We start from the raw sequence: 24,104 nt of genomic DNA on the forward strand, positions 1-24,104 counted from the left end.
GATCCCGCAGCGGGCGCAGTAGCATACGAACTCCAGTGCTGCTTTGGCTTCTTCCTGCAACAACGGCGCCCCCTCACACCGTTTGCGACATGCGGCCCTTGCAAATCTGGATGATCTCGTCGATGTTCGGAGCGTACCGTGTGTTCCAGTCCTTCGCGATGCCGGACAACAGGTCGCCCACGCCATACTTGTTCTCCTCCTGCGGCAGGACAATCACATCGTTCTTCGCCTCGTCGCGGATGACGCACATCGGGTCCTCCCCGCGTTCCACCTTGGCCAACTCCTGCAGAAGCAATTGACGGTAGAGAATGATGCCTTTGTCCGACGTGCCAAGACGCTCCGTGGTCCGGTCAGCAATTTCACCCTGCGTCACCCAACTCATCATGTCTTGACCGTCAATGTAGTCCGTGACGAAGTTCCCACGTTCGTCCTTGAGCGGTGCCTCATAGAGGGAGATGGGATAGTCCTCGGGTACCTGCACCCCCTCGTTGGGCACGAAGCAGGTATACCAGATATGGTAGGTGTGCGTGTCGTCCATCGGGACACGAATCTGAAAGGAGTGCGCGCCGTAGTCGCCGACCCGCAGCATGTTCGGAAAGACGACCGGGTGGCCCACCACCCAATCCTCGCAATCCTCGGTTTGTCCTTCCAGCACACGCCGCTTAATGATGCCGTATTCGAATACGTCGAAGCCGATTTTCTGATGGTGGCGGCTGATAGGCCAGCTCTCCTGCGGCCGTCCGTTCTGTTCGAACACGTACTGGAAATAACGCCCGTGCAGCCACTCGAGGTGCGTCGGGTCGAGCGAATTCTCCATGATTTGCAGCCAGTTGCAGGGAATCACGGCGTAGCCGATGGTGCGAACCACGTTTTTGCGTACGAACAGGTCGTAGCGAGGCAAAAGCGGCGCCGGCTCAGGCCCGAGGTAAGCGAAAATCAGGCCGCCCAGTTCCTGCACCTTGTACCCCGGAATCTTCACCTTGTCCTTGAACGTGCTGGTATCCGGCTCGTTCGGCTGTTCCAAGCAGCGGCCGTCTCCGTCGTACAACCAGCCGTGGTATGGGCAGCGAAGCCCGTTGTGCTCCGGAATCCCGCAGGCCATGGAAACACCCCGGTGCGCGCAGCGATCGCCAATAAGCCCCAGTTTTCCTCTCCGATCCCGGTAGAGGACCAGGTCCTCACCCAACAGCCGCACCTTCTTCGTCCATTGGTCCTTGAGTTCCGAAGCTGCCGCGATGGGCAGCCAGTAGCGTCGGAACAGGTTTCCCATCGGAGTGCCCGGCCCCACCTGCGTCAAGAGTTCATTGCGTTCTTTGCTCAACATACTTGCGTTCCTCCCATCTGCTATTTCCCGACGCGTCCTCACAACCCGCAATACCTACTTGGTGGTGCAGCGCCACCTCCTCGCGCCTCTTGGCGGACTCGAGCACCGCAAGACAGACCTCCAGCGTGGCCAGTCCCCACGCCGCTGTGTGCACCGGGGTCTGTGTGGCCAACACCGCGCCGACCAACTCCTCCACGACCCGGTCGTGCGGCGTGACATCCTTCGGAAGCGCGATTTCCTCGATTCCGTTCTCGCCATAGACCAGCAGACCGTCCGGGCTCTGGCGAATGTCGCCGTGCTCGCAGGAGACCAGCGTGATCCCGAAAAACGGCTGGTGCGCTCCCGGCTTGGGCAACGTATCGCGTGAACGGTACCCGGCCTGACTGCGCTTCAGGTTGATCTCGTCCGTCCGATCGATGTCCCGCAACTGGCGGCGGCGCGCCCCGAAAGCTTCTGCCGACACCCGGTGCCCCCACTCGCCAATCCCAAACGTCAACTCGCTCGTATGAAAATGGTCATAGCCGTTGTAAATTGCGGTTGCCGCCACGCCGTCCTCGAACTCGAGGAACGCCACGTGGGCGCCCTCCGTGGGGCGCGACGGATCCCAGCGGCCAACCTGCGCACGGACGCTCCGCAAACGGCCGCCGCCGAGATAGCGGAGGATATCAAACTGGTGCGCACCCTGGCGAAAGGTCACGCCACCGCCGTGTGCGGTGTCCAGTTCTTCGTCGAGCCGGGGACGGTACAGCCAGTCGTTATAGCACCAGGTATGCATCATCCGCAGCGCGCCAAGGCGGCCGCTGGCGATGATGTCGCGCATCACCTGCACAGGCGGGTCGTAACTGTGGGAGTGGCCCACCAGCACCTGACGGTTCGCCGCTGCTGCGGCCGACACCATGGCCCTGGCGTCGTCCAGATGGGTGGCCAGGGGTTTCTCCACCAGCACATGCTTGCCGTGCTCCAGCGCAATCAACACATGGTCCTTGTGCAAGTGCGTCGGTGTGGAAATATAGACGGCGTCCAGGTCGCTCCTCGCACACAACTCGCTGATGTCGTTGTACACGGGCACCTGGAAGTCTCGCTGGAAGGCGGTTCTCTCTTCCTCCCGCACCGACGCTCCAGCCGCGAGTTCTACGGCCGGGTGCCGCAAGATGGCCGAAAGCATCTGTCGCGTGGCCGTCCCTAATCCGGCGATGCCGAGGCGAATCACATTCTTCATCCACCACACCTCCTCACACCCAAAATCCCCTGTTCCGATTACAAGAGGCCCGGTTTGCCCTCACGGCATCCGCATGTGCATGGAAGCCCTTTCTCGACTCTATCTTATGGCTACTCTGTGTATTGCACAAATTTAAATTTCGTGATTTCATCATAAGTGATTCTTTATATTCATAGCCATTTGAAGGATGGTACGACACAGCGTCCCGGTTCACGACGAGTGACACTGCCTCGTGGAGGTGCAAAATGGCCGAACACCTCAGCCTGCACCAACTTGAACTGTTCTGCGCAGTCGTGGAATACGGCAGCTACGTGGAGACGGCCAGACATTTGATGATGACGCAGCCGGCGCTGAGCCTGCAGGTCAAATCCCTCCAGACGGCCCTCGGCACCCAGCTGTTCGAGCGTCGGGGCAACCGCTTGGTGCTGACGGAAACCGGCCAAATCACCTATGAATTCGCCCGCAACCTGCTGGCGCTCGAAAACCAATTAAGATCCACTGTCGACGATTTCATGCACGCCGACCATGGATCCTTGTCCATCGGCAGCTCCCGGCCATTCGGGCGGTACTTCATACCGTCTGTCGTCTGCGAATACGTGCAAGCGTTCGAGAACGTGGATGTCTCCGTCGTGTACAAGGACACGGAGACGATTTACAACCAGGTGCTCAACCGCATCCTCGATGTCGGCGTAGTGACAAGCGATGAAGCTGTACCGGTTCCGCCCGGACTGCAGTCCACCCGGCTGCGCCATGATCATTGGTGCCTAGTTTCGAGCGCGGAGCGGCCCTGGACAGAACCGCGGCGCATCGACAAGGCGTTGTTTCAGCGCGCGCCGTTGGTCACGGCCGTATCCCACTCCACGCACTGGAAACTGATCCAAAAGATATTGAACCGCCTCGGCATTCATGCGGGCGACTACACGATTCGCCTGCGCATGGAAGACCTCGAATCTATCAAGGTCGTCGTACAGCGTGGACTTGGCATCGCATTCCTGCCGTACACCGCCGTGCAGCAAGAGCTGGCGAACGGCCAGTTGGTGGAGTTCCCCTTCCCCGATGGACACCCGCCGCTCAACTGCGTCATCGTCACCCTCGACAACAACCGCAGTCGGCCCATTGTACAGCGGTTTGTGGAGTTTTTGTTGGAGCGGTTTCCAAGGAGTTCGGATTTGGGGGAACCGAAATGAAAAAGAAGGAGGGGCTGCTCTTCGTTCGTTTCGCGATATCCCATTGCGGCAGCCCGATTCCCCAGATCGTCAGGCGGCACTCTGGCCCTCTCGCCGATGCGCCGTTGCAGCGCCATACGGCCAGTTGCCAGGCTTCGCCGGCGCGCCACCTTTCCGGTGGGCGGTTCAATACCCCTGACGGACGAGCGCTGCGTGCCCTACGGTGCCGACCAGGAAACAGGCCGCCAGGAACGCAAACGCCAAGCTGTATCCCCCGAAACCAATCAAGGCCCCATAACTTGTGCCCAAGGGGGCATGGGTGTTTACACTACCACTTGAGACTTTAACCGACCTACCGGTCCCGGACGCTCGGTTATGCCGAAAAAGCAAGGGGCAAGAAGCGTACCTGAGATACTTGGTCCACAACGTCGTAGACCTGATGTCCGGCGTCATTTTATTCACCCGGGCCAGTCTGGCATCGGGGACCGCTGAACGCAAAGTCAGCTTGCGGCGACTGGCTGCGTTTCGTTTTCAGCATCCGTAGATTCGAATTCGGACAATATGTGCCGACAAGGCGTATGGTACGCCGGAGTATCTAGAAGCATTATGTGTCCAAGGGATTGTCCCGCTGGTCGCCTCACGCTACTGCACGCAGGAGCAGGCGCTGCTCACCGCGATCGTTCAGAACATGAAGAGGCTATGCAAGTTCTACCACAGAGGGTGGAGTTGGCCCAAGGAGATGCTTGCATGCCTCAGAACCGTACACCATGGTGGCAAAAATAGGTCTTGGCTCAACAACTTCCGCTATCGGCTTGACGGATACTTCCAGAGACTCAAGTGTCCCATGCGGTTCAACGCAGTCTCTTCACCGACCTTTTAGGGGTATTTCGAATCTATCCCTAATGTATATCAATGTATATCTCATCGGCTGCGCTTGGCGACCTGGGCAGTCCAATAACTCCAAGCCCGTTCCTGGGAAAGGTTCCCATTCCAAGTCTTCTCGTTACACGTTCTTCCTTCCTCATAACTGAGATATTTCGGAGTGCCAAGGAGAAGACTATTATACTGATTCTGGGCGTCAATCTTCATGAAAACCGAGTTCATCACGCATTTGCGCAGTGATTCTCCGACGACGATTACGCCGTGTCCTCTCAGAAACAGCGCTGTCTTATCAGCCAATGCCCGGGCGACCCGTTCACCTTCTTGTTCATTCTTGATGAGCATACCGTCGGAAACGTCATAGTCATCATACACGGGCACGCCCTTGTAGAACGGCGCTCCGTAGTGTGAGACCGGCTTAAACGGTATGTCGAGCACCGTGAATGGAATCAATTCCTGGGCGTGGTTATGGCAGATCGCCTGCACGTCCGGTCGCTGTTTATAGATTGAGGAGTGGATTACGCGCTCCGCAAAGGATCGCTTGTCGGTCGGCGTCAAACAGTTTGCGTCCATATCGTAAGTATAAATGTCCTCTTCCTCTACCTGGCTGGCCGAAAGTGAACGGGAGAGTAGAAATTCATTTGGATTTTCGGGATTGCGCACACTGATATGACCGAAGGCTTCAAACAGGACCTTCTCTTCGCTCAAAATCTTATTTGCAAGTACCAGTTCACGAATTGCTTCAGACTTAGACTGTGCCATTCTTGCAGCCTCCTAAATGATGAACTCTTCGTCCAGGGTAGATTCGGCAAACAGATCCTTAATTTTCAATTTATTCTTGATCAAGCCCTGCTCGTAAGAGTAAGTCAGCGCCGTCTCCAGTGTCCTGAGGTTCTTCTCGACACCATACGCCCAGAAATCCTCGCCTAGGATTTGTTTCGTCCGGGCGACCTCCTCATTTAACCAAGGCAACGTTACTTTCAGTGCTGCCGTCTGATTGAACCCTTCGTATACCACCTGCTTCGCCTCTTCAAAGGCCCTAAACAAGTTCATCGGGACCCATGGATGCCGGTTGACCAGTTCTTTTTTCAGAGCGATCACGTGCATGATCGGGAAGATGCCGGTCTTTTTATAGTATCGTTTTTCTTCCTCCACGTAATTCGGGAAAAGCCTGCCGACATTCGGCGAGCCATTTAACACACAAGACGGTACCCTGGGGGCAATGAGTGCGTCGATTTCACCGGACTCCAGCATGCCGTTCAACGTTTTACCTTCAGGAATCGGCTGTATGTCAATGTCGGAGGGCAGATCCAACTCAACTTTCTCCTTACGGCCAGGCGTTTCTTCTCCTCCTGTAAACCAGTGTATGGACGCGGGCTTGACGCCATATTCGTGTTCCAGAATGCCTCGGACCCACAAACACGCCGTCAATTGATACTCAGGTGTGCCAACTCGTTTGCCGACAAGGTCAATGGGCTCGCGAATGCCTGCATGCCTGTTGATGAATATGTTCGAATGGCGAAACGACTTGGACATGAACACCGGGATCGCGGTGAGTTCGGGGTAACCGCGATCGATAGCAATCAAATAAGATGACAGCGACAACTCGGCGACGTCAAACTCTTGATGACGCATCATACGCCAGAATGTTTCTTCAACTGGCATGTTTAAGTAGTTAAGTTCAATCCCTTTGACCTGAACAGTCCCGTCAACCAAGGCGGCGATTCGGTCATAATTCCAACATGCGAACGATAAAGTGAGCTTCGACATGGCATCCTACAACATTATAGTATATTTATGGAATACAGTTCGCCGATCTTTGTGTGTTGCAGGTAGAAATACCCGTTTCACCGCTGATGTGCGGAACGTTCCGTAAATCAATGTCCTGTGGCTGGATTCAGTCCTGCCACTCCGCGTCCACCCGCGCACGCCTTCGCTTCAATAGCCAGAACGATTGGGTAGAATGCTGACCAATGCCGCGATGAAAAATGTGCCAATCAAGAAGGCAAAAGCAAGGTAATAGTGCCCGCTTGCCACCGTCACCAACGCACCCATGATAGTCGGAGCAAAGGCGCCAATGGTATTGCCGACACCTGTCATCACACCCGTGTTGCCTCCTATCGATCCCGTATAGGACATGCTGTGAATCACGCCGTGGATCATAGGCGTCGTAATCCCGTTGATGAAAGCAATGGATGCACAAAGGAAGAGAGCAGAACCAATGGCTGGTCCCGTTATCGCTGCCAGAAACAGAGAAACTGCACCAAGAATAAAACCCCAGATAAGCCAGATCGCCTTCTTGTGCGTCCTGTCAGTATGCGATCCGACCCAGATCGTGAGTAACAGAGCCACGCCGAATCCCAGCAGTAAATACGTACTCATCGCGCTCGGTGACACGTGCTTTACATTCTCCAGGTAGGTCGGGAACCATGTCATGAGGCCAAAGACGCCAAACACGTTGACGATTTCAGCGACGACAATCAGCCAGAATGCGCCTGTAGATACTGTGGCCTTTTTTTCTCCGCCCGCAGATTCTGCAATACTAACCTGTTGACTAGTAATTAGTTCCAATTCAGCCTTTGAAACACGCTTATCTTCACCAGGGTTGTTTTTCACTAGGATCAAGACCATTGGCAGACAGATAATCAGCGCAGCTCCCGTGAGAAACCAGAATACGCCTCGCCAATGAAATTCACCCATCAGGCCGATCACCAAGAACCCGGCAAGAGCTGGTCCAATGTTTGTCCCGTTAATCCAAATCGCTTTGGCGCGGCCCCTTTCTCGTAGCGGAAACCATTGGGCTGTAAGCGCATTCGAAACAGGCCAGAGAAAACCCTCCGCCAAACCTAACAGGCCGCGGGAAACCATCAGAACCGTAAAGTTTGATGAAACCGCTGCCAAGAAAGTGCTAAGAGCCCAGCCAATCAATCCGACAATCGCACAATTCCTTGGACCCCAACGGTCGACAAGCGGTCCCCAAAAGAAAAACCCAATGCCATACGTAAGGAGCATGATGGTCACTAAACTGCCAATAAGTGCATTGTGACCAAGCAGGCCCATGTCTGCCAGAAAGGTCTTGTTGGTAGCGATAACCGCGACCCCGATTTTGTCGAACATGCCAATAATCCATATTACTAATAATGTGGGAGCAATGTACTTCCACCTGATAGACGTCGTTCGCTCCGTCCGCAGCACACGGTTCGAATCTACTACCGTCGTATTCACCCTTTACACTCTCCTTTTCCATCCTAGAATGATTGGCTCTACGCATGTGATTGAATCCACGAAAAAAACATATTTTCTATGTATTCCTTATTGTATGTATGATTGAGCTATAATACAATTGAATTATCCGCATGTCTTGATTCCATTCTGTTATTAAACAAGGAGGCGCAAAAGATGGACATGGAGCAACTCAAGAGCTTTTGCGCAGTGGTGGAGTTTCGTAGTTTCCGCAAAGCTGCCGAGCTTCTTCAAATCACGCAACCAGGGATCAGCCGTCGGATCAAGGGTCTAGAGGATGAATTGGGAATCCCTTTATTGCAACGCGGTCCCCAGATGGTTTCGTTGACGCCACAAGGCAAGCGGTTCCTGCCCTACGCCGAACGAACGCTTAAGATCTTGACCCGGGGGGTGACAGAAGCGCTCCAGGAGGATTACCGCGACAATCTCTCCATCGGCGGTTCCCCGACCATCTCACACAACCTCCTGCCAGAATTCATCCGCCGATTCAGGGCTCATCATGACAGTACAATCACCTTATACACGGTGCCATCCAGTCAGGTCTACGAAATGTTGCTTGACCAGACAATCGATCTCGGATTCGCAAGTGCCTTTCTTCCGCATGCTCAGCTGTCATACGAACGGATTTTCTCCGAGTCCATCGTCTGTGTGGGGTGTCCCACTCTGGTTGACGCACACGTCGATCACGGCAATTTTGTTTCGCACCCAATCCCGACCATCATGAACAACCTCAACACGGACCCTTGGCGAGCCATCAACGAGTATATAACGGATAACCCACGCTATGAGGTTGCCATCCAGGTGGACTCAACACATATCGCAAGGGAAATCGCTAAGGTAGGCATCGGAATTGCCTTTCTGCCCCATTCAGAGGCCGTCAACGATTTGAAAACGGGAGAATTAGTCGAGGTCCCACTATCGGACTTTGAATTACCACACCGGCCCGTCTATATGGTCACATACGAGGATCGACAATTATCGGCGAGTGCTGCGAAATTCAAGGAGGTCGTTCTAGCCGCAATCGCAGATCAACACTCAGGCAACCTTTACAGGTAAGGCGCCAACGTCAAACCACCACTGGGCATGTCCCATCAGCATCCGAAAGCTCTCAACCGCATGACGCAAACTGGCTTCGCAAGATCTGTGTCGAAGAAGGCGATGTCGATTTCCTACGTGAGAGCCTAAAGGTCCCGGCCGAGCCTGTAATGAATGCCGAAGTGAATCCTTAGGGCTTGAAGTAACGGTGCAGCCATTGGCGCCCCCATATTTTTAGGACAAGCGTCGCACAATGGCTCGCTTCACCCGTCACGCCCTCGGCGCCCAGCCTCGGCCCATGCGTCCCGAACAAGCTCGTGAGCTAACCATCCCCATGCGCGCCATTCTTCAGACACCCGGATAACCCCTCTCCATCGTACCCCATGCGGCTGGAGATGGCGCGTGCCGTCTCCACAACTCGCCCGCGAACCTCGGCTATCGTCTCGGCCAAGTGCACGGTCGGCCCGAGCACCCCGACCGCGTAATTGACGCGACCGCGGACATCAAAAATGGGGGCCCCCACGCCGGCAACTCCCCGTATGGTTTCATCCATCTCCCAGTACACGCCTTCACAACGGATCCGGGCCAATCGTGACTGGGTATCGCTCACTTGGTTCAATCCTCGGCGCACGGGTTCCGGCAAGGATGGGTTCTCGTCCGACAGTTGTTCAAAACAGCGGCGCAGTTGCTCATCTGGCAAATACGCGGCCAACACCCAGCCCAGGACCCCATACAGAAGCGGTCGGCGCTGCCCGACAAACGACGAGTATTTGAGCCCTTCGGTGACCTCGCGTCGATAGATGTAGATCATGCCGCAATGGTCACGCATGGACATCACGACCGATTGCCGAGTGTCACGCTGTAAACTGTCCAACAACTCCTCGCACTCTTGCAAGACATCAAGCGTAGATGTGAGAATGCCTCCGTATTCCAACAGCTTAAAACCAAGGCGATAGCGGGCCGTTTGAGAGTCATAGGAAACCAGTCCCCGGCGCTCCATCGTGTATAACATGCGATGGACGGTAGCCTTCGGCAGCCCCGTGGCTGTGGCGACCTCGTCCAAAGTGAGCGCCGGGTGCTGCGTGGTAAATGCGTCGAGAATGTCAATCGCCCTGTCCACCGAGCGGTTCAAGTGAATCTGTAATTCGCGCATATCCTTCTCCATCGTCCATGACCGCCGCTGACCATGACGCTCTGGCAAGCGCACGCCATACAGGGCCGTTTAACATTCATCCTAGCAATTTACCATCAAATCGCAACCTGATTTCCTGATTCCCTCACTGGTGCGGACGTTTCATTCGCTCTCCACTGCGGGCACGTTGGCCCCATTCGGCAAGCGAGATTTCACCTTGCGCAGATTCGATTCCCGCATGGCAAACCCAACTAAAGCGGCAAGGAAGGGTCCTGCAGCCGCTATCCACATTACGATGGGCAGCCCGTAGACATCTGCCAACGCCCCGGCGACCGCGGGCGTGGCTGCCGCCCCTATCATCTCGCCGACACTCATACTCAGCGCGCTGGCGGTCGCGGCTAACCGCTCTGGAACCGTTTCCATGAGAACGATGTTCATGAATAAGGGGAACAATCCCTGCACCACGTTTAAGAAGAAGCCGAGTACAGCCAACATCACCCAATCGCCATGGAACGAGTGCATCACCAGCGGTGGCAATACGGCCACAAACGAAAACAAAATCATGGTCGGCTTCCTACCCCAGTAGTCGGAAATCAAAGGTACGAGAAAGCCCCAGAAAAACGCGCCCAGCCCCATGATGCTCATGACGTACCCCATTTGGGCCTCGCTCAAGTGGTCCACCTGGGTCAGAAACAAGGGAGCAAAAATGTTCATGACCCACAGTGCCACCATGAGACAAACGGACATGAAAACGCATACCCAAACGTTGCGATAAGAGAGGGCTTCTTGATAGGCACGCCAGTCCCAGGTTGTGGAAGACGCCTTGGCGAACCGCACCTCCCGTGTCCACCGCATCAAGACGAACGCCAGCACAAAGCTCGGCACGCTGGCCAACAGAAACGCCCAACGCCAATTGGTATGCACCGCCAGTTGGGTGACCAACAGCGGCCCCAAAGCCAAGCCGATAAGTCCAACGCCACTTTGCGCGAAGCCAAGATTCCGCCCGACGCGCTCGGGTGCCGATTCAGCCATCAACATGGCCGCACCGAGCGGATACGTCGGACCTTCACCTGCCCCGTTGAGCAGGCGGATCAACAGCAAAGAGGTGAAAGAGGCGGCGACAGCAGACAATCCGGAGAAGACAGACGTCGCCAAAACAAACGGCACCAGCCAAGCTTTGCGCCTTCCCGACCTATCCGACAACGCGCCAAAACACAACGCGGAAGCGTCGAACGCAAGGGTCATCCACATCATGATCTGTCCAATGGCCGCGTTGTTCAGATGGAGTTCAGGAGCCGCAATCGGCAACAGAAACGTAATGGCAATACGGTCCAGGAAGACGAACCCCAAGACCAAAAAGACAAACCAAGTCAAGCGCAGCTCATAGTGCCGTGTATGCGCGCGTACCATCAAACCCCTCCTCGGAAATTTCTCAGACGGTATCCGCCGTCTGGGTTGTTGCTGGGGATTGGAGCGGGTTAAAACCATAAATCCACTCCACATACTGAAAGTCATCGGGGGCCCGGTTGCTCAAGATGGTATTGCGCAACAAGACCGCCGTGGCGTCGCGCGTGTGGATGATGTCTCCCCACACACGGACACTGGTTTGAATGCGGGATGTCCGTGGAATCCGCTGCTGTTGGTAGAGAGCAAACGCTTTCTCCATATCCGGTGTGAAGTCTTTCACAGCTTCAGCCAGACAAGCCGCGTCCTCAATGGCTTGACAGGCCCCCTGCGCCATGTACTGGTACATAGGGTGAGCCGCGTCGCCCAGCAAGGTGATGCGGCCATCTGTCCAGTTTGGAATCGGTTCGCGGTCATTCATGACCCAGTGCCTGTCTGTATGAATGTTGCGCAGAGCCTCCTTCACCCTTGGAGCGCACATGCTGAAATGCTCAAACAATTCTTCCGGAGTTCCCCACTCGGGTTCGCCGTTCAAAAATCGAGAACTTTCAAACACCGCAACTTGGTTATACAATTCTCCCCGACGAATCGGATATTGCACAAAATGCATGCCTGGCCCAATCCACATCACCACGTCGTCCAACCACGGGTGCTCCGTTGCTTGTTCGATGGGCAAGGTACCACGATAGGCGACATACCCCTTACAGACGGGATCATCTTTGTGAATGAGACCTCTGGTCGCCGACCACAGACCATCAGCCGCAATCACGGCTTTGCCAATAAACTCATTGCCGTTGTCACAAACCACACGCGCACCGCCGGGAATGTTCTCCACCCGCTCGACGGTGTGATTGGGAAGCAAATGCACGCGTTCTGAATCTTTACACGCCTGGAGAAGCACGTCGAGCAAGTCCGAGCGATGCGCAACAAGATATGGGTAGCCGAAATGCGCACGGAAAGACTCTCCGAGGTCGAGCACCCCGAGTTCCCGTTCGGCAATCGCGTCTAAGAGAACCAATCTATGCGGGAAGAAAGCCACCTCCGACAGGGCATCGTAGACCCCGAGCCAATCGAGCACACGCACCGCGTTGGGCCCCAATTGCAGGCCCGCGCCAATCTCGCGAAACTCGTGAGCCTTCTCGAAAACCCACACATCCTGCCCGGCGCGAGCCAAAGCCAAGCCCGCGCTCAGCCCCCCAATACCCCCGCCGACAACCAAAAGTGCTCCTGTTTGCGTCGTAGTCGTCTTGACCCTCTCCTCTACCGTAGATTTCCCACTCAAACCTATGCCAGGACCTGTTCAATACCCGGCGAAAGCGGATTCAATCGGCACAAGGATTGGCCGTGCCGTCGGAAGCAATCTCCCTTCCCAGTCTCTCAGCTTCATGTCATTTAGTGATATAATAATATCACTAAATGACATTCATTATTTTATGGCAAGAGCAAACGGTAGATCAACTCCGCCAAGAGGGTATGGAACAAAAAGTCTATAGAATCTGTCGTCAGGAAAGTGGAACCCTATAAGCACACAAAAAAAGGACCATCGGTAGATGGTCACACATTTGTGAACGTACAATTTGATAGCCGAAGGCCGCATCCTTCGACTCTGGTTTCACCCGCAGGCTTTCACTGTTTGCGGGGCGTCATCCGTCCAGCAACCTTATCCCCCGTGGCGCCCCTCCCGCCTTGCCGCCAACGCCAAGTAACAGACCGTCGCAAACAGGAACGAAACCACGGTCACATGCAGCAGGAACGCCCAGGGCGCTATGTGCGCGGCGATGAGGATGCCGCCGGATACCGCCTGGAGCAGCACCAGCACGAGGAACCAACGGCTGGCCGTGTGCAGCTCCGGCCGCCACCCTTTGAGCGGCCGCGTCAGCCGCCACAGGTACCCGGCGAGTATCAGCATGCCAAGCGCGACGCTGCGGTGAAGCACGTCCAACCAAAAGGCGTCCCCCGAGAGGGCCGGTGATTCCAGCGGGATGGGCCAGCCCTTGAACGAGGCCCCCCATCCGGTGTTCGCCGCGTAAGCGCCGATGTACAGCGCGACGTACACGTACAGCGCCGCACCCACAGACCAGCGAGCCACCCGCAGCCGGAGCGACTGGACAGAGGCGGCCTCAGGGCTGGAGGCGATGGCGGCGGGATAGGGCCCTGGACCAGACCTTTTGGCCGCGCCCGGCCACAGGAAGATGACCAGCAAAAACGTGCCGACAAAGGACAAAATGGCAATGGTGACGTGGGCCGCCATGACAGCCGATGGATTGACAAACAGGACCGCCAGAGCGCCAAGGGTGGCCTCCAGCACAATGCCCGCGCACAGAAGCCCCAGACACAGCATCAGGGTGCGGTTCTTGCGCGCGTAACGCAACAAGGCCACGGCGAGCCAAACAAACAGCACCATATCAAGCAGGACGGCCAGCCTGTGCGAATACTCGATAACCACCGCCGAGGACCAGCGGCTGGGCACCAGCTGTCCGTCGCAAAGCGGCCAGTTGCGACCGCACCCCAGGGCCGATCCGGTCACCGTATCGAGAAAGCCCAGCGTGTTGACCAAAAAGACGCAGAGAAACGCGGCCAAGCTCAGTTGCCACAGACGCTTCTGCGCATCTCCCGCCCGCCTGCCCGGCTTCGCCCCGGCCGATCCGAACGTTACCGCCATGCTCCTCTCCTCCTTACATCAGCGCCGCCGCGGCCAGCGCCAGAAACACCACGGGCAGGTAGACGAGCGAAAGCAAGAACGTGCGCCGCGCCCACTGCGCCGGCTGAGTCTGCGTCCGCCAGAGCATCACGTGCGCCGCCAGGAATGCGGCTCCACAGGCAAGAGCCACCGCTTCATACGGCCAGGGATGGCTCAGCGCAGCGTACGGCAACGCCGAGACAGCAATCAGCAAACACGTGTACCCAATCATCTGGATAATCGTTGCTTTTGCCCCGCGCACCGTCGGCATCATCGGGATGCCCGCGGTGGCATAGTCGCAGTTGCGGTACAGGGCGAGCCCCCAGAAATGGGAGGGCGTCCAGAGAAAGACGATGCCGAACATCACCCAGGCCGGCCAGTCGAGGTGTCCGGTCACCGCCGCCCAACCGACAAGCGGGGGAAAAGCGCCGGCACCGCCGCCCACGACGATGTTCTGCGGGGTGCTGCGTTTCAGTCCCATCGTATAGACCACGGCGTAATAGACATAGCCGGCGGCGGCCAGGAGCGCGGACAGACCGTTGACCAGGGCCCCCAGCCAGGCCACTCCCGCCACACCGAGCGCCAGCCCGAGCAGCAGCGCGTGCCGCGCCGGCACCAGGCCCTGCGGCAGCGGCCGGTTCGCCGTGCGCTTCATGATGCCGTCGATGTCCCGGTCATACCACATGTTGACGGCCGCCGATCCGCCCGCTGTCAGCGCCAGGCCCACGAGTGCGGCAAGAGCAAGCCGGGGCGCGGGCCACCGCTGGCCGGCCCAGACCATCGCGCAAAACTCGGTGAACAGAAGCAGCGCCAAAATCCGCGGCTTCGTCAGCTCCAGGTAGGCGCGAAGCCGCTCGGCTGCTCCAGGCAAGGCGCGAATTTCCCCCGCGTTAGCGGCTACCCGCGACGTCATCACAAGCCATACCCCCTCCGGCTCAGGCCACCATGTAATGGAACGACATCGCCCACAGGGAACCCGCGACAAAGACCACAGTGAAGAAGAACGCCATCGCGATCGCCAGCGAATGCACCGGCGGCCCATCCCCTTTGGTGATGTGCATGAACAGGAACAACTGGACCCCTATCTGCAGCACTGCCAGGGCCAACAGGATGAGGACGAGCGGGCCGCCGTGCAGACCGTGCGCAAACACCGCCCACAGCGCCGCCAGAGTCAGCACGACGGACAACACGTACCCCAGCACGTACTGGCCAATGCCGTGCTGCGGCTTGCCCGCCTGAACAGGCTTGCCCATCTCCATGTGCGCTTGCATCTCACATCACCATCCCCGTCAGGTAAACCACCGTGAAGATAAACACCCAGACCACATCGAGGAAGTGCCAGTACAGGCCGACGTTGAACACCTTGCGCGCTGTCTGCGGCGTGATGCCCCAGCGCAGCACCTGAATCAGGATAGCCGCCATCCAGACAATACCCAGCGACACGTGGCATCCGTGCGTCCCGACGAGCGTAAAGAACGCCGAGAGGAAGGCGCTGGTCGACATCGTGGCGCCGATGTGCACGTCGTGGATGAACTCCTGTACCTCCAAACCGATGAAGGCCAGACCCAGCAGTATGGTGATGAACAGCCAGACGGCCACCGACTTGCTGCGTTGGTGCTGCATCTCGTATGTGGCAATGCCGCCGGTGAAACTGCTGGTGAGCAGAATGAACGTCTCCGCTTCAAACCCGGGCACATCAAACAGGGTGCGCGCCGTCGGCCCGCCGGCGGTGTGCGTGTGCAGGAGCACGTACGTCGCGAACAGGCAGGCAAACAGCAGCATGTCGGTGGCCAGGAACAGCCAGAAACCGAAGATCTTGAGCGACTCGCTCGGTTGGCTGTACTCAATGGTCTTCGCCTCGGCGTCCTCATGCGCCCGCGGGCGCTCCAGCGTCATGATGGACATTGTTCACAACCTCCCGGACAGCGCCTCAGTGCGACGGATCTCGTCCGCGCTGAGGTCGTGTTCGTCGTGCAGTTCAAACGAGCGGGCCAACAGGCAAACCGCGACACCCAGGAGCGCCAGGGCAGCCAGGACGTACCACTCGAACACGAAGCCCAGCCCCGCGAAGAAGAAGCAGACGCCGAGCAAAAACGGACGCGCGCTGTTGTTGGGCATGTGGATGGGACGGATATCGCTGGCCGCCGGCCGCAACTCGCCAGTCCGGCCCTGCTCCTTCAGCGTCGCCCACATGTCCCTGTCGGTGACGTGCGGGATGACGGCAAAGTTGTAGTGCGGCACCGGCGACGGCAGCGACCACTCCAATGTGCGAGCATCCCAGATGTCGCCGGTCACGTCGCGCTTGCCGTACTTGATGCTGTACAACACCTGCACAACGATGAACAGGAAGCCAAGTCCCATGATGTAGGCGCCGATGGTGGAGATGAAGTTGAGCGTGCCCCAACCGAGATCGGCCGGATAGGTGTACATGCGGCGCTGCATACCCATGAACCCGAGGGCGTACTGCGGCATGAAGCAGACGTAAAAACCGATGTTGAACAGCCAGAACGCCCAGCGGCCAATCCGTTCATCCAGTTGAAAGCCAAACATTTTCGGCCACCAGTAGTACATGCCGGCCAGCATCCCGAAGACGACGCCGCCGATGAGCGCCTGGTGGAAGTGGGCAACCAGGAAGTAGCTGTTGTGGTACTGGTAATCGGCTGGCGCGGCCGCCAGCATGACGCCCGTGGCCCCCGCAATCGCGAAGCAGACGATGAACGCCAGCGTCCACAGCATCGGCAAGGTCAGGCGAATCCGCCCGCGATACATCGTGAACAGCCAGTTGAACATCTTGACACCTGTGGGGATGCCCACGGCCATCGTCGACACAGCGAAGAAGCTGTTCACGTCCGGCCCGGCTCCCATGGTGAAAAAGTGGTGCACCCAGGTCAAATCGCCGATGACGGTGATGGCCATGAGCGAGGCCACCATCGACTTGTAGCCGAAGATCTCCTTGCGCGAGAAGGTGGCCACCACTTCTGAGTAGACGCCAAACGCCACCAGGACGACGATGTACACCTCCGGGTGACCCCAGACCCAGAACAGGTTGATGAACATCATCGGGTTGCCGCCCTGCGCAATCGTGAAGAAGTGCGCGCCGAACAGGCGGTCAAACAAGAGCAGCGCCAACGCCACATTCAGTGCCGGGAACGCCGTCAGGATGACGATGCTCGAGGCCAGCACCGCCCACGAGAACAGCGGCACCTTCATCATCGTCATGCCCGGAGCCCGCATCTTGAGGATGGTGGCGATGAAATTGATGCCTGTGCCCAGCGTCCCAATGCCAGAAATCAACAACGACACCAGGTAGTAATTCTCGCCCGGCCCTTTGTCAAAGCCAAGCTCCGTCAGTGGCGGATAACTGGTCCAGCCCGCGTCGGGCGATCCGCCAAACACAAAGGAGATGTTGAACAAAAACGCGGCAAAAAAGAACAGCCAGAAGCTGATGGCGTTCAAGTATGGAAACGCCACGTCGCGCGCGCCGATTTGCAGCGGCACCGCGATGTTGAACAAGGCGAAGATGAACGGCATGGCCATGAACAAGATCATGATGGTGCCGTGCGTCGTGAAGATCTGGTCGTAATGCTCCGCGTCCAGAAAATGATTGTTCGGCTCCGCCAACTGCGTGCGTATGAGCAGCGCGTCGACCCCGCCACGGAAGAACATCAAGAGCGCGCACACCAGGTACATGATGCCGATTTTCTTGTGGTCCACCGTGGTCAACCACTCGCGCCACAGCCACTTCCACTTCTTCAGGTAGGTCAAGGCGAAGACAATACCGATGATGGTCAAGAGGATGAGCACGTCTGAACCCCAAATCAGCGGCCCCTCGCGCCACATCAGGTAGGTATCGCCGAAGTGGCGTATTGCCTCCCACATCTCTCGTTCACGCTCCTTCTGGTTCCAATCTCTGCCCTTCGTCCCGTCTCCTCACGGGGTCATGGCTTGCCGGTCGCGTTCCCAACTGTGTTACATACCGTCCGACATGCCTTGGTCCGACATGCCCTTGTCCGGCTTACCGCCCGGTACGTCTTTGAACATGCCCGGCATGTACTGGCCGCCGTCCGCCCACACCGTGGCGTTGAACAGCCCCTTCGGGAACGCAGAGTAGGTGGCCTCCCCCATGACGCTCGGTTTCTTCAACTTCGCGTATCCAGCCTGCGTCAGAGCCGGGTAAGACTGTTTGGTTTGCTGCACCCAACTGTTGAAGTTTTCGTCACCGACCGCTACCACGCGGAACTGGTCGTGAGCAAACCCTTCGCCGGTAAAGTTGGCGCCGTGACCGTAGTAGGTGCCTGCCTCGTCCGCCTGCAACCATAGCCGCATCGACATCCCCGGCATCGTGTACTCCTGGCCGCCGAGTTGCGGCACCCAGAAGGAGTTCATCGGCGCGTCCGATGTGAGTTCAAACTGCACCGGCACGCCCGTTGGGATCTTGCAGTAGTTCACCGTCGCCACGTGCTGATCCGGGTACAGGAAGAGCCACTTCCAGTCGAGTGACACCACCTCCACCGTCAGCGGCTTCACGTTGTTCTCCGGAGGCTTGACGAGCGCGTACGTGGTTTTCACAGTCGCCGCCCCGAGAATCCCCACCACCACAATGGGTATCCCCCACCACACGAATTCCAGGACTTTGCTGTGAGCCCAATGGGGCTGGTACTGTGCTTTGTTGTCCGGCTTGTCGCGATACCGCCAGACGATGTAGAACATGAGCAAGAACACGGGCACAATGACAATGAGTACGAGCACCGTCGAGAGCATAATCAGGTGCAGTTCCTGCCGGCCCACGGGTCCGACCGGGTGCAGCACCATGTACTCGGGACTGCAGCCCGACAGGAGCACGGCCATGGCCACCGCAAGCAGACCAGCCTGCCCCGCCCGACGACGCGTCTTGCGCCTGTCCATTCTCTCCTCCCCTTTCCCGACAAAGGTGTGATGGATCAGCTGCTGAACAGCCTCGTCGCCGCCTCTCTCGACCGGTCGAGACCGTTACAGTGTCATCGTAGTTGCGGAACCCCTCTCCCATAAGCCACAAAACGCGCATTTCGCGGCGCACAAGGAGACCAGTCGGAGTGGTGCATCTGCTTTGCGTGGTCGGACTAGTACAAAGGAAGGGGATAAAAGAGACTGAAGGCACGAGGGATGAAGGGAGAATCGCTAGGGACATACGCATAAAAGAGCGTACGCAAGTAACCGCCCCATGTCGATTAACGCCGCTGGGGCGGTCACTTGCACACTTGCAGGCGGGGACGCTCAAGGCGTGGTGCCCAGGAGTCGAAGGATGCCGCCTTCGACTCTCTTTTTCATGTTGAGTGAGACACAGCAAGAATACACGTCGATGCAGACGCGGATTGAGGAGGCGGATTTGAAACCGTCTCTCAAACCTAGGAGCGGCGGGCTACGCCTCGCGAATCCAGACCGTCATCTCGCCCGGTCCGCGGTTGGCCCAAGCGTAGTACGGGATGGCCCGAATGCGGGTCTCCTCGCGCGAGGGCGGCTCGTACGAATAGAGCGCCGCGCCGGCCGGCGCAGCCGATTTGTACCCGGTGCTCTCCAGCACGACCACCCCGCCCAGCAGGTCGGGCTCGTACTTAGCCGCAATCGCCGCCTCCCGCGGCAGCGTGAGGTCGCGCAGATTCGCCCCATTGTCCGCCTCTTCCAAGCAGTACACGATGGGCCCGTATTGCAGCGCCACCTTGCCCGCGTCCTCGCGCAGCTCCGGGTGCGGATATATGCGCAGCGGCTGCATCGGCAGGTCCAGCTCAATCACGTCGCCGGACGCCCATGTGCGATTCAGGCGCGCGTACCCGTCTGCGGCGTCGGCCGGATCGACCGTCTCGCCGTTCACCCGTAGCGCCGGGGTAAGGCACCACCCAGGCAGACGCAGCGCCAGCGTGAACGCGGCCGGATCGTCTAGGTGGACGGTGAGGCGGATCCGCCCCTGCCAGGGCAGCTGCGACTCCTGCACCAGTGTCACCTGCTTGCCGCCGGCAACCTCGACACTCACGCTCGATCCGATGTACAAATGCGCATAAATAGTCTCCTTGGCGGCGTCTGTGGTGTACAAGTACTGCCCCAATGAGGCCAGGAGCCGGGCGATGTTAGGCGGGCAGCAGGCGCAGCCAAACCACCCCTGGCGCTCGTATTTGACGCTGTGCATGTCGGCCCGGTAGTCGCAGGCGGACGGCCACACCTCCAACGGATTCACGTAGAAGTAGCGGCGCCCGTCGAGCGACATCCCGGCGAGCACGCCGTTGAACAACGCCCGCTCCATCACGTCCGCGTATTCGCGTCGAGGTTCAGCCTGAAGCATACGTTGGGCGAAAAACACCAAACCAATCGCCGCGCACGTCTCGGTGTAGGCGGTGTCATTGGGCAGGTCGTAATCGGTGGTGAACGCCTCCCCATTGTCCGCGGATGACCCGATGCCTCCGGTGACATACATCTTCTTCTGCACGACGCTGTTCCAAAGCCGCCGACACGCGTCAAGCAACGACACGTCCCCGGTCTCCCGCGCCGCGTCGGCCACCGCCGTGTAGAAATACATCGCCCGCACTGCGTGGCCGATGGCCTCCGTCTGCTCGCGGATGGGCAGGTGCGACTGCGAATACTCAAACCCGAACCGGAATGGGGTCGTCTCCCCGCGCTTCTCCGCCTCGATTTGGAAATAGTGCGGCTGCCGCCCCCGCTCCTCGATGAAGTACAGGGCGAGGTCGAGATACGTCCTGTTGCCGGTCGTGCGGTAGAGCTTAATCAGCGCCAGCTCGATTTCCTCATGCCCCGGATAGCCCGGAATCTTCCCAGGCCCGTGGCCAAACACCCGGTTGATATAGTCGGCGAAGCGGCACGCAATGTCCAGCAGCTTGCGCTTGCCTGTGGCCTGGTAATACGCCACCGCCGCCTCAATCAGGTGGCCCGCGCAGTACAGCTCGTGATCGTCGCGAAGGTTGGTCCAGCGCTTGTCCGGCTTGGTCAGCGTGTAGTGCGTGTTCAAGTAGCCGTCCGGCTGCTGCGCCCGGGCCAGCAGGTCAATGGCCTCGTCCGCCTTCCTTTCCAGCTCTTCGTCCCGTTCGTTCGCCAGCGTGTGGCCGACCGCCTCCAGCCATTTGTAGAGATCGCTGTCCTGGAACACCATGCCGTAATATTCACCTTCCGCCTCACCCGCGGCGATACGGAAGTTCTCGATAGTGTGGCTAGGTTCCACGTCCGGCACCTGGTCATTGAGCGCCTGCCACTGATAGGGGATGACCACGTCGCGGACGAGCGCCTGTCTGGGGGACCAGAACGGGTCTTGGATGCGGGCGGAGACTTGATTGGCGCAGATGGTCGCCGCCATTTCACTCACTTGCCTTTCGTGACGCTCCACACATGCCACAATAGAGCGCGTTATTGCCCGGGTGGGTACTGTAATCAGCAAAGCCGCGGCACGATGTATCAGACATGTCACCGCGGCTTTTGAGTTCACAGTCACCGACGCAGGGTCACCGTGCCAACCGAATCACATTCCATGATGCCGGTTGTAAATCAGCCTGCAGGACATCACCGTCGAGCGACGTGCGGTTGACGGCAATCGGCACCACGTTGTTTGGGTTGTCGCTCGTATTCTTCGCCTTCAGGTCGTCGTGGCGCAACACCAGGTGCTCCACCACCCGATAGCCGGCGAAGCTGCCAAGCCGGCACTCAAGCGGGATTGATTCCGTGAGGTTGCGGTTGACCGCGAACAGCGTCACCTCGCCCCCATCCTGATTCCACACCGCCACCGCGTCCACGTATGGCACATCAGTAAAGTCCTTGCTGTCGTACTTTGGGCTGTCCACCAACGTTTGCAGGACCGTTCCCCGCCCATACACCGATGCGTGCAAGTACGGGTAATAAATCGTCTGCTTCCACGCCGCCCCGCCGTTCTCCGTCATGATAGGCGCAATCACGTTCACCAGCTGCGCCAGACACGCCATCTTCACCCTGTCGGCGTGTTTGAGCAGTGTGATAAGCATAGCGCCGACCAACAGCGCGTCCTCCATGGTGTAGATGTCCTCCAGGAGTGGCGGCGCCACCGTCCACGGGGTAATCTGCTTATCCGCCTCGTTGGAGTGGAACCAGACGTTCCATTCGTCAAAGGAGAGATACATCGTCTTCTTGCTGCGCTTCTTCGCCTTGATGTAATCGCAAGCGGCCACCACCGTCTTGATGAATTCGTCCATGTCGAGCGACTGGGCGAGGAAGTTGGGCGTGTCCCCGTCGCGGTTGCCGTAGTAGGTGTGCATGGAGATGTACTCTACATGCTCGTAGGTGTGGTCGAGGACGATGCGCTCCCACTCCGGGAATGTGGCCATATGGCGATTGGAGCTGCCGCAGGCGACCAGTTCAATGTCAGGGTCCACCCACTTCATCGCTTTCGCCGTCTCGACCGCCAGGCGACCATACTCGTCCGCCGTCTTGTGGCCAATCTGCCATGGCCCATCCATCTCGTTGCCCAGGCACCACACCTTGATGTCGTGCGGATTTCGGTAGCCATGCGAGACGCGCAAGTCACTCCAATACGATCCGGACGGGTGATTGCAATACTCCACCAGGTTGCGGGCGGCGTCGATGCCGCGCGTCCCCAGGTTGACCGCCATCATCACGTCGGCCCCGACCAGGCGGGCCCAATCGACAAACTCGTTCGTGCCGACCCGGTTGGATTCCGTCGAGCGCCAGGCGAGATCGAGACGGGCTGGACGGTTTTCGACTGGACCCACACCGTCCTCCCAGTTGTACCCGGAAACAAAGTTTCCGCCCGGGTAGCGGACGATGGGAACCTTCAGTTCCCGCACCATATCGGCCACGTCCTGACGGAACCCCTGCTCGTTCGCCGTGGGATGTCCTGGTTCGTAAATGCCTCCATAAACGGCTCGGCCCAGGTGTTCAATGAAGGAACCGTAAATACGCGCATCCACGTCCGACAGGACGTAGTAGGAATCGAGGGTAATCGTAGCTTTTTCTTTTGTCATGATGTCACCACTCCTGTATTGATGGTCTCTGAGGAACCATGTAAAATCTGTAAAACTGTCGTTGACTGACTTAGAATCGGATGCGCAGTTAAAGCTTCACGCTCCCCTGCGTCAGGCCAGTGACAATTTGTTTGCGGAACAGGATGAACCCGATGATCATCGGTGCAATCGAGATCAGAGACCCCGTGATGATGAGCGGATACAATGGTACGGTCATGGCTGCCTCCGGCGTGTTGATCAGGCTCATCAATGATTCGATGCCGACTGGGAGCGGGTAGAGGTCCTGGTTGTTGAGCAAAACCAACGGCAGGAAAAAGTTGTTCCACGTGCCTACCATGCTAATAAGAAACAACGTGACGAGCGCGGGACGAATCACCGGAAACACGACGCTCCAGAACGTGCGCGCTGCAGAGGCACCGTCCACGCGGGCAGCGTCCAACAGGTCATTTGGAACAACATCTTGGATATAGATGCGGAGAAAGTACACACCAAACGGACTGGCAATCAAGGGGAAAATAACCCCTGCGTACGTATCCACCAGGTTGAACGCTTTCTCCACAATGAAGAGCGGGATGGCGGTAACGGTACCTGGAATCATCAGAGAGGCAATAACAAGCAAAAAGATGCCGTTTCGCCCCCGAAAGTCGTACTTGGCCAGAGCATATCCGGCCATCGACGAGACGATACAGGTCAGCACCGCCACCGCAACGGCGTAGATGGCAGAGTTAAGAAACCACATCCAATACACGCCGTGTTGATACGTCGTGAGCAAGCGCACATTTTCAAAGAAATGCAAGCGGCTCGGCAAGCTGAAGATGCCTGTGGACGAGAGTTCTTTCGCGTTCTTTGTCGACGCAATCAGAATCCAGATGATAGGTAACATGAAGTAAAACGCGAGTATAAATAAAATCAGCGTCACAACCGACTGTGTTGCCACCGTCTTTGCCCGAACCGCCCGATAATTCGCTTGGGGTAGAACTCCTGTACGGTCCTTCATCTGCGCGGTTGCGCTGCCCGTGTGCTGTGCCACTC

At 57.8% G+C, this 24,104-nt stretch carries 19 protein-coding genes and 1 pseudogene; 3 read left to right on the forward strand and 17 right to left on the reverse strand.

Annotated elements, in window-relative coordinates; genetic code table 11:
- Positions 1-73: 73 nt before the first annotated feature.
- The gene (locus AK2_RS11210; RefSeq protein ID WP_067934400.1) at positions 74-1,324 is read right to left on the reverse strand and encodes an aromatic ring-hydroxylating dioxygenase subunit alpha; all 1,251 of its coding nucleotides are present in this window, start codon (positions 1,322-1,324) and stop codon (positions 74-76) included.
- A complete protein-coding gene (locus tag AK2_RS11215; RefSeq protein WP_083521119.1) occupies positions 1,302-2,543 on the reverse strand; it encodes a Gfo/Idh/MocA family protein in 1,242 nt (413 codons plus the stop codon). Before AK2_RS11215 ends, AK2_RS11210 begins: the two co-directional genes overlap by 23 nt.
- A 245-nt stretch (positions 2,544-2,788) precedes the next feature.
- On the opposite strand from AK2_RS11215, the gene AK2_RS11220 reads away from it, so the two are divergent.
- Positions 2,789-3,730 carry a LysR family transcriptional regulator gene (locus tag AK2_RS11220; RefSeq protein WP_067934402.1) on the forward strand — a complete coding sequence of 314 codons (942 nt, stop codon included), beginning with the start codon at positions 2,789-2,791 and terminating at the stop codon, positions 3,728-3,730.
- 340 nt (positions 3,731-4,070) lie between these two features.
- Positions 4,071-4,418: pseudogene (locus AK2_RS17485) on the forward strand (transposase); the annotation flags it as partial.
- Between the two features lie 212 nt (positions 4,419-4,630).
- On the opposite strand, the gene AK2_RS11225 reads toward AK2_RS17485, so the two are convergent.
- The 3 genes from AK2_RS11225 to AK2_RS11235 all read right to left on the reverse strand — a co-directional run bounded on the left by AK2_RS11225 (position 4,631) and on the right by AK2_RS11235 (position 7,813).
- Entirely contained in the window at positions 4,631-5,350 is a 720-nt protein-coding gene (locus AK2_RS11225) for a class II aldolase/adducin family protein (RefSeq protein WP_067934404.1), read from the reverse strand.
- Between the two features lie 12 nt (positions 5,351-5,362).
- A complete protein-coding gene (locus AK2_RS11230; protein WP_067934406.1) occupies positions 5,363-6,358 on the reverse strand; it encodes a substrate-binding domain-containing protein in 996 nt (331 codons plus the stop codon).
- A 168-nt stretch (positions 6,359-6,526) separates the two neighbouring features.
- The gene (locus AK2_RS11235; RefSeq protein ID WP_067934409.1) at positions 6,527-7,813 is read right to left on the reverse strand and encodes an MFS transporter; all 1,287 of its coding nucleotides are present in this window, start codon (positions 7,811-7,813) and stop codon (positions 6,527-6,529) included.
- Between the two features lie 174 nt (positions 7,814-7,987).
- On the opposite strand from AK2_RS11235, the gene AK2_RS11240 reads away from it, so the two are divergent.
- Positions 7,988-8,887 carry a LysR family transcriptional regulator gene (locus tag AK2_RS11240; RefSeq protein WP_067934411.1) on the forward strand — a complete coding sequence of 300 codons (900 nt, stop codon included), beginning with the start codon at positions 7,988-7,990 and terminating at the stop codon, positions 8,885-8,887.
- A 301-nt stretch (positions 8,888-9,188) separates the two neighbouring features.
- Here AK2_RS11240 and AK2_RS11245 read toward each other — a convergent pair whose 3' ends face one another.
- From AK2_RS11245 to AK2_RS11300, 12 genes are all read right to left on the reverse strand, one after another.
- The gene (locus tag AK2_RS11245) at positions 9,189-10,031 is read right to left on the reverse strand and encodes an IclR family transcriptional regulator (RefSeq protein ID WP_157076317.1); all 843 of its coding nucleotides are present in this window, start codon (positions 10,029-10,031) and stop codon (positions 9,189-9,191) included.
- A gap of 129 nt (positions 10,032-10,160) precedes the next feature.
- Positions 10,161-11,408, reverse strand: a complete 1,248-nt coding sequence (locus AK2_RS11250) for an MFS transporter (protein WP_067934415.1) — start codon at positions 11,406-11,408, stop codon at positions 10,161-10,163.
- Between the two features lie 22 nt (positions 11,409-11,430).
- Positions 11,431-12,684: an FAD-dependent monooxygenase gene (locus tag AK2_RS11255; RefSeq protein ID WP_083521122.1), complete on the reverse strand. Its 1,254-nt coding sequence runs from the start codon at positions 12,682-12,684 to the stop codon at positions 11,431-11,433.
- Positions 12,685-13,062: 378 nt separating this feature from the next.
- The gene (locus tag AK2_RS11260) at positions 13,063-14,064 is read right to left on the reverse strand and encodes a COX15/CtaA family protein (RefSeq protein ID WP_067934420.1); all 1,002 of its coding nucleotides are present in this window, start codon (positions 14,062-14,064) and stop codon (positions 13,063-13,065) included.
- A 13-nt stretch (positions 14,065-14,077) separates the two neighbouring features.
- A complete protein-coding gene (locus tag AK2_RS11265) occupies positions 14,078-14,995 on the reverse strand; it encodes a heme o synthase (RefSeq protein ID WP_083521138.1) in 918 nt (305 codons plus the stop codon).
- A gap of 22 nt (positions 14,996-15,017) precedes the next feature.
- Complete coding sequence (locus tag AK2_RS11270) at positions 15,018-15,353, reverse strand: cytochrome C oxidase subunit IV family protein (protein WP_067934422.1); 336 nt, start codon at positions 15,351-15,353, stop codon at positions 15,018-15,020.
- A gap of 1 nt (position 15,354) precedes the next feature.
- The gene (locus tag AK2_RS11275) at positions 15,355-15,987 is read right to left on the reverse strand and encodes a cytochrome (ubi)quinol oxidase subunit III (protein WP_067934424.1); all 633 of its coding nucleotides are present in this window, start codon (positions 15,985-15,987) and stop codon (positions 15,355-15,357) included.
- A 3-nt stretch (positions 15,988-15,990) separates the two neighbouring features.
- The gene (locus tag AK2_RS11280) at positions 15,991-17,961 is read right to left on the reverse strand and encodes a cbb3-type cytochrome c oxidase subunit I (protein ID WP_067934427.1); all 1,971 of its coding nucleotides are present in this window, start codon (positions 17,959-17,961) and stop codon (positions 15,991-15,993) included.
- 90 nt (positions 17,962-18,051) lie between these two features.
- Entirely contained in the window at positions 18,052-18,987 is a 936-nt protein-coding gene (locus AK2_RS11285; RefSeq protein ID WP_083521123.1) for a ubiquinol oxidase subunit II, read from the reverse strand.
- Positions 18,988-19,480: 493 nt separating this feature from the next.
- A complete protein-coding gene (locus AK2_RS11290; protein WP_067934429.1) occupies positions 19,481-21,418 on the reverse strand; it encodes a glycoside hydrolase family 127 protein in 1,938 nt (645 codons plus the stop codon).
- Positions 21,419-21,563: 145 nt separating this feature from the next.
- Positions 21,564-23,072 carry an arabinosylfuranosidase ArfA gene (arfA, locus tag AK2_RS11295; RefSeq protein WP_067934431.1) on the reverse strand — a complete coding sequence of 503 codons (1,509 nt, stop codon included), beginning with the start codon at positions 23,070-23,072 and terminating at the stop codon, positions 21,564-21,566.
- 88 nt (positions 23,073-23,160) lie between these two features.
- A complete protein-coding gene (locus AK2_RS11300) occupies positions 23,161-24,102 on the reverse strand; it encodes a carbohydrate ABC transporter permease (RefSeq protein WP_245632881.1) in 942 nt (313 codons plus the stop codon).
- Positions 24,103-24,104: the final 2 nt, after the last annotated feature.

Origin of the sequence: Alicyclobacillus kakegawensis NBRC 103104 (genome assembly GCF_001552655.1) — a bacterium.
Lineage (GTDB): Bacteria > Bacillota > Bacilli > Alicyclobacillales > Alicyclobacillaceae > Alicyclobacillus_G > Alicyclobacillus_G kakegawensis.

Excerpts from the sequence above, each read along its gene's own strand:
- AK2_RS11210 (WP_067934400.1), bottom strand. The coding sequence starts at position 1,324 with ATGTTGAGCAAAGAACGCAATGAACTCTTGACGCAGGTGGGGCCGGGC.
- AK2_RS11215 (WP_083521119.1), bottom strand. The coding sequence starts at position 2,543 with ATGAAGAATGTGATTCGCCTCGGCATCGCCGGATTAGGGACGGCCACG.
- AK2_RS11220 (WP_067934402.1), top strand. The coding sequence starts at position 2,789 with ATGGCCGAACACCTCAGCCTGCACCAACTTGAACTGTTCTGCGCAGTC.
- AK2_RS11225 (WP_067934404.1), bottom strand. The coding sequence starts at position 5,350 with ATGGCACAGTCTAAGTCTGAAGCAATTCGTGAACTGGTACTTGCAAAT.
- AK2_RS11230 (WP_067934406.1), bottom strand. The coding sequence starts at position 6,358 with ATGTCGAAGCTCACTTTATCGTTCGCATGTTGGAATTATGACCGAATC.
- AK2_RS11240 (WP_067934411.1), top strand. The coding sequence starts at position 7,988 with ATGGACATGGAGCAACTCAAGAGCTTTTGCGCAGTGGTGGAGTTTCGT.
- AK2_RS11245 (WP_157076317.1), bottom strand. The coding sequence starts at position 10,031 with ATGGAGAAGGATATGCGCGAATTACAGATTCACTTGAACCGCTCGGTG.
- AK2_RS11250 (WP_067934415.1), bottom strand. The coding sequence starts at position 11,408 with ATGGTACGCGCGCATACACGGCACTATGAGCTGCGCTTGACTTGGTTT.
- AK2_RS11260 (WP_067934420.1), bottom strand. The coding sequence starts at position 14,064 with ATGGCGGTAACGTTCGGATCGGCCGGGGCGAAGCCGGGCAGGCGGGCG.
- AK2_RS11265 (WP_083521138.1), bottom strand. The coding sequence starts at position 14,995 with ATGACGTCGCGGGTAGCCGCTAACGCGGGGGAAATTCGCGCCTTGCCT.
- AK2_RS11270 (WP_067934422.1), bottom strand. The coding sequence starts at position 15,353 with ATGCAAGCGCACATGGAGATGGGCAAGCCTGTTCAGGCGGGCAAGCCG.
- AK2_RS11275 (WP_067934424.1), bottom strand. The coding sequence starts at position 15,987 with ATGTCCATCATGACGCTGGAGCGCCCGCGGGCGCATGAGGACGCCGAG.
- AK2_RS11280 (WP_067934427.1), bottom strand. The coding sequence starts at position 17,961 with ATGTGGGAGGCAATACGCCACTTCGGCGATACCTACCTGATGTGGCGC.
- AK2_RS11285 (WP_083521123.1), bottom strand. The coding sequence starts at position 18,987 with ATGGACAGGCGCAAGACGCGTCGTCGGGCGGGGCAGGCTGGTCTGCTT.
- AK2_RS11290 (WP_067934429.1), bottom strand. The coding sequence starts at position 21,418 with ATGGCGGCGACCATCTGCGCCAATCAAGTCTCCGCCCGCATCCAAGAC.
- arfA (WP_067934431.1), bottom strand. The coding sequence starts at position 23,072 with ATGACAAAAGAAAAAGCTACGATTACCCTCGATTCCTACTACGTCCTG.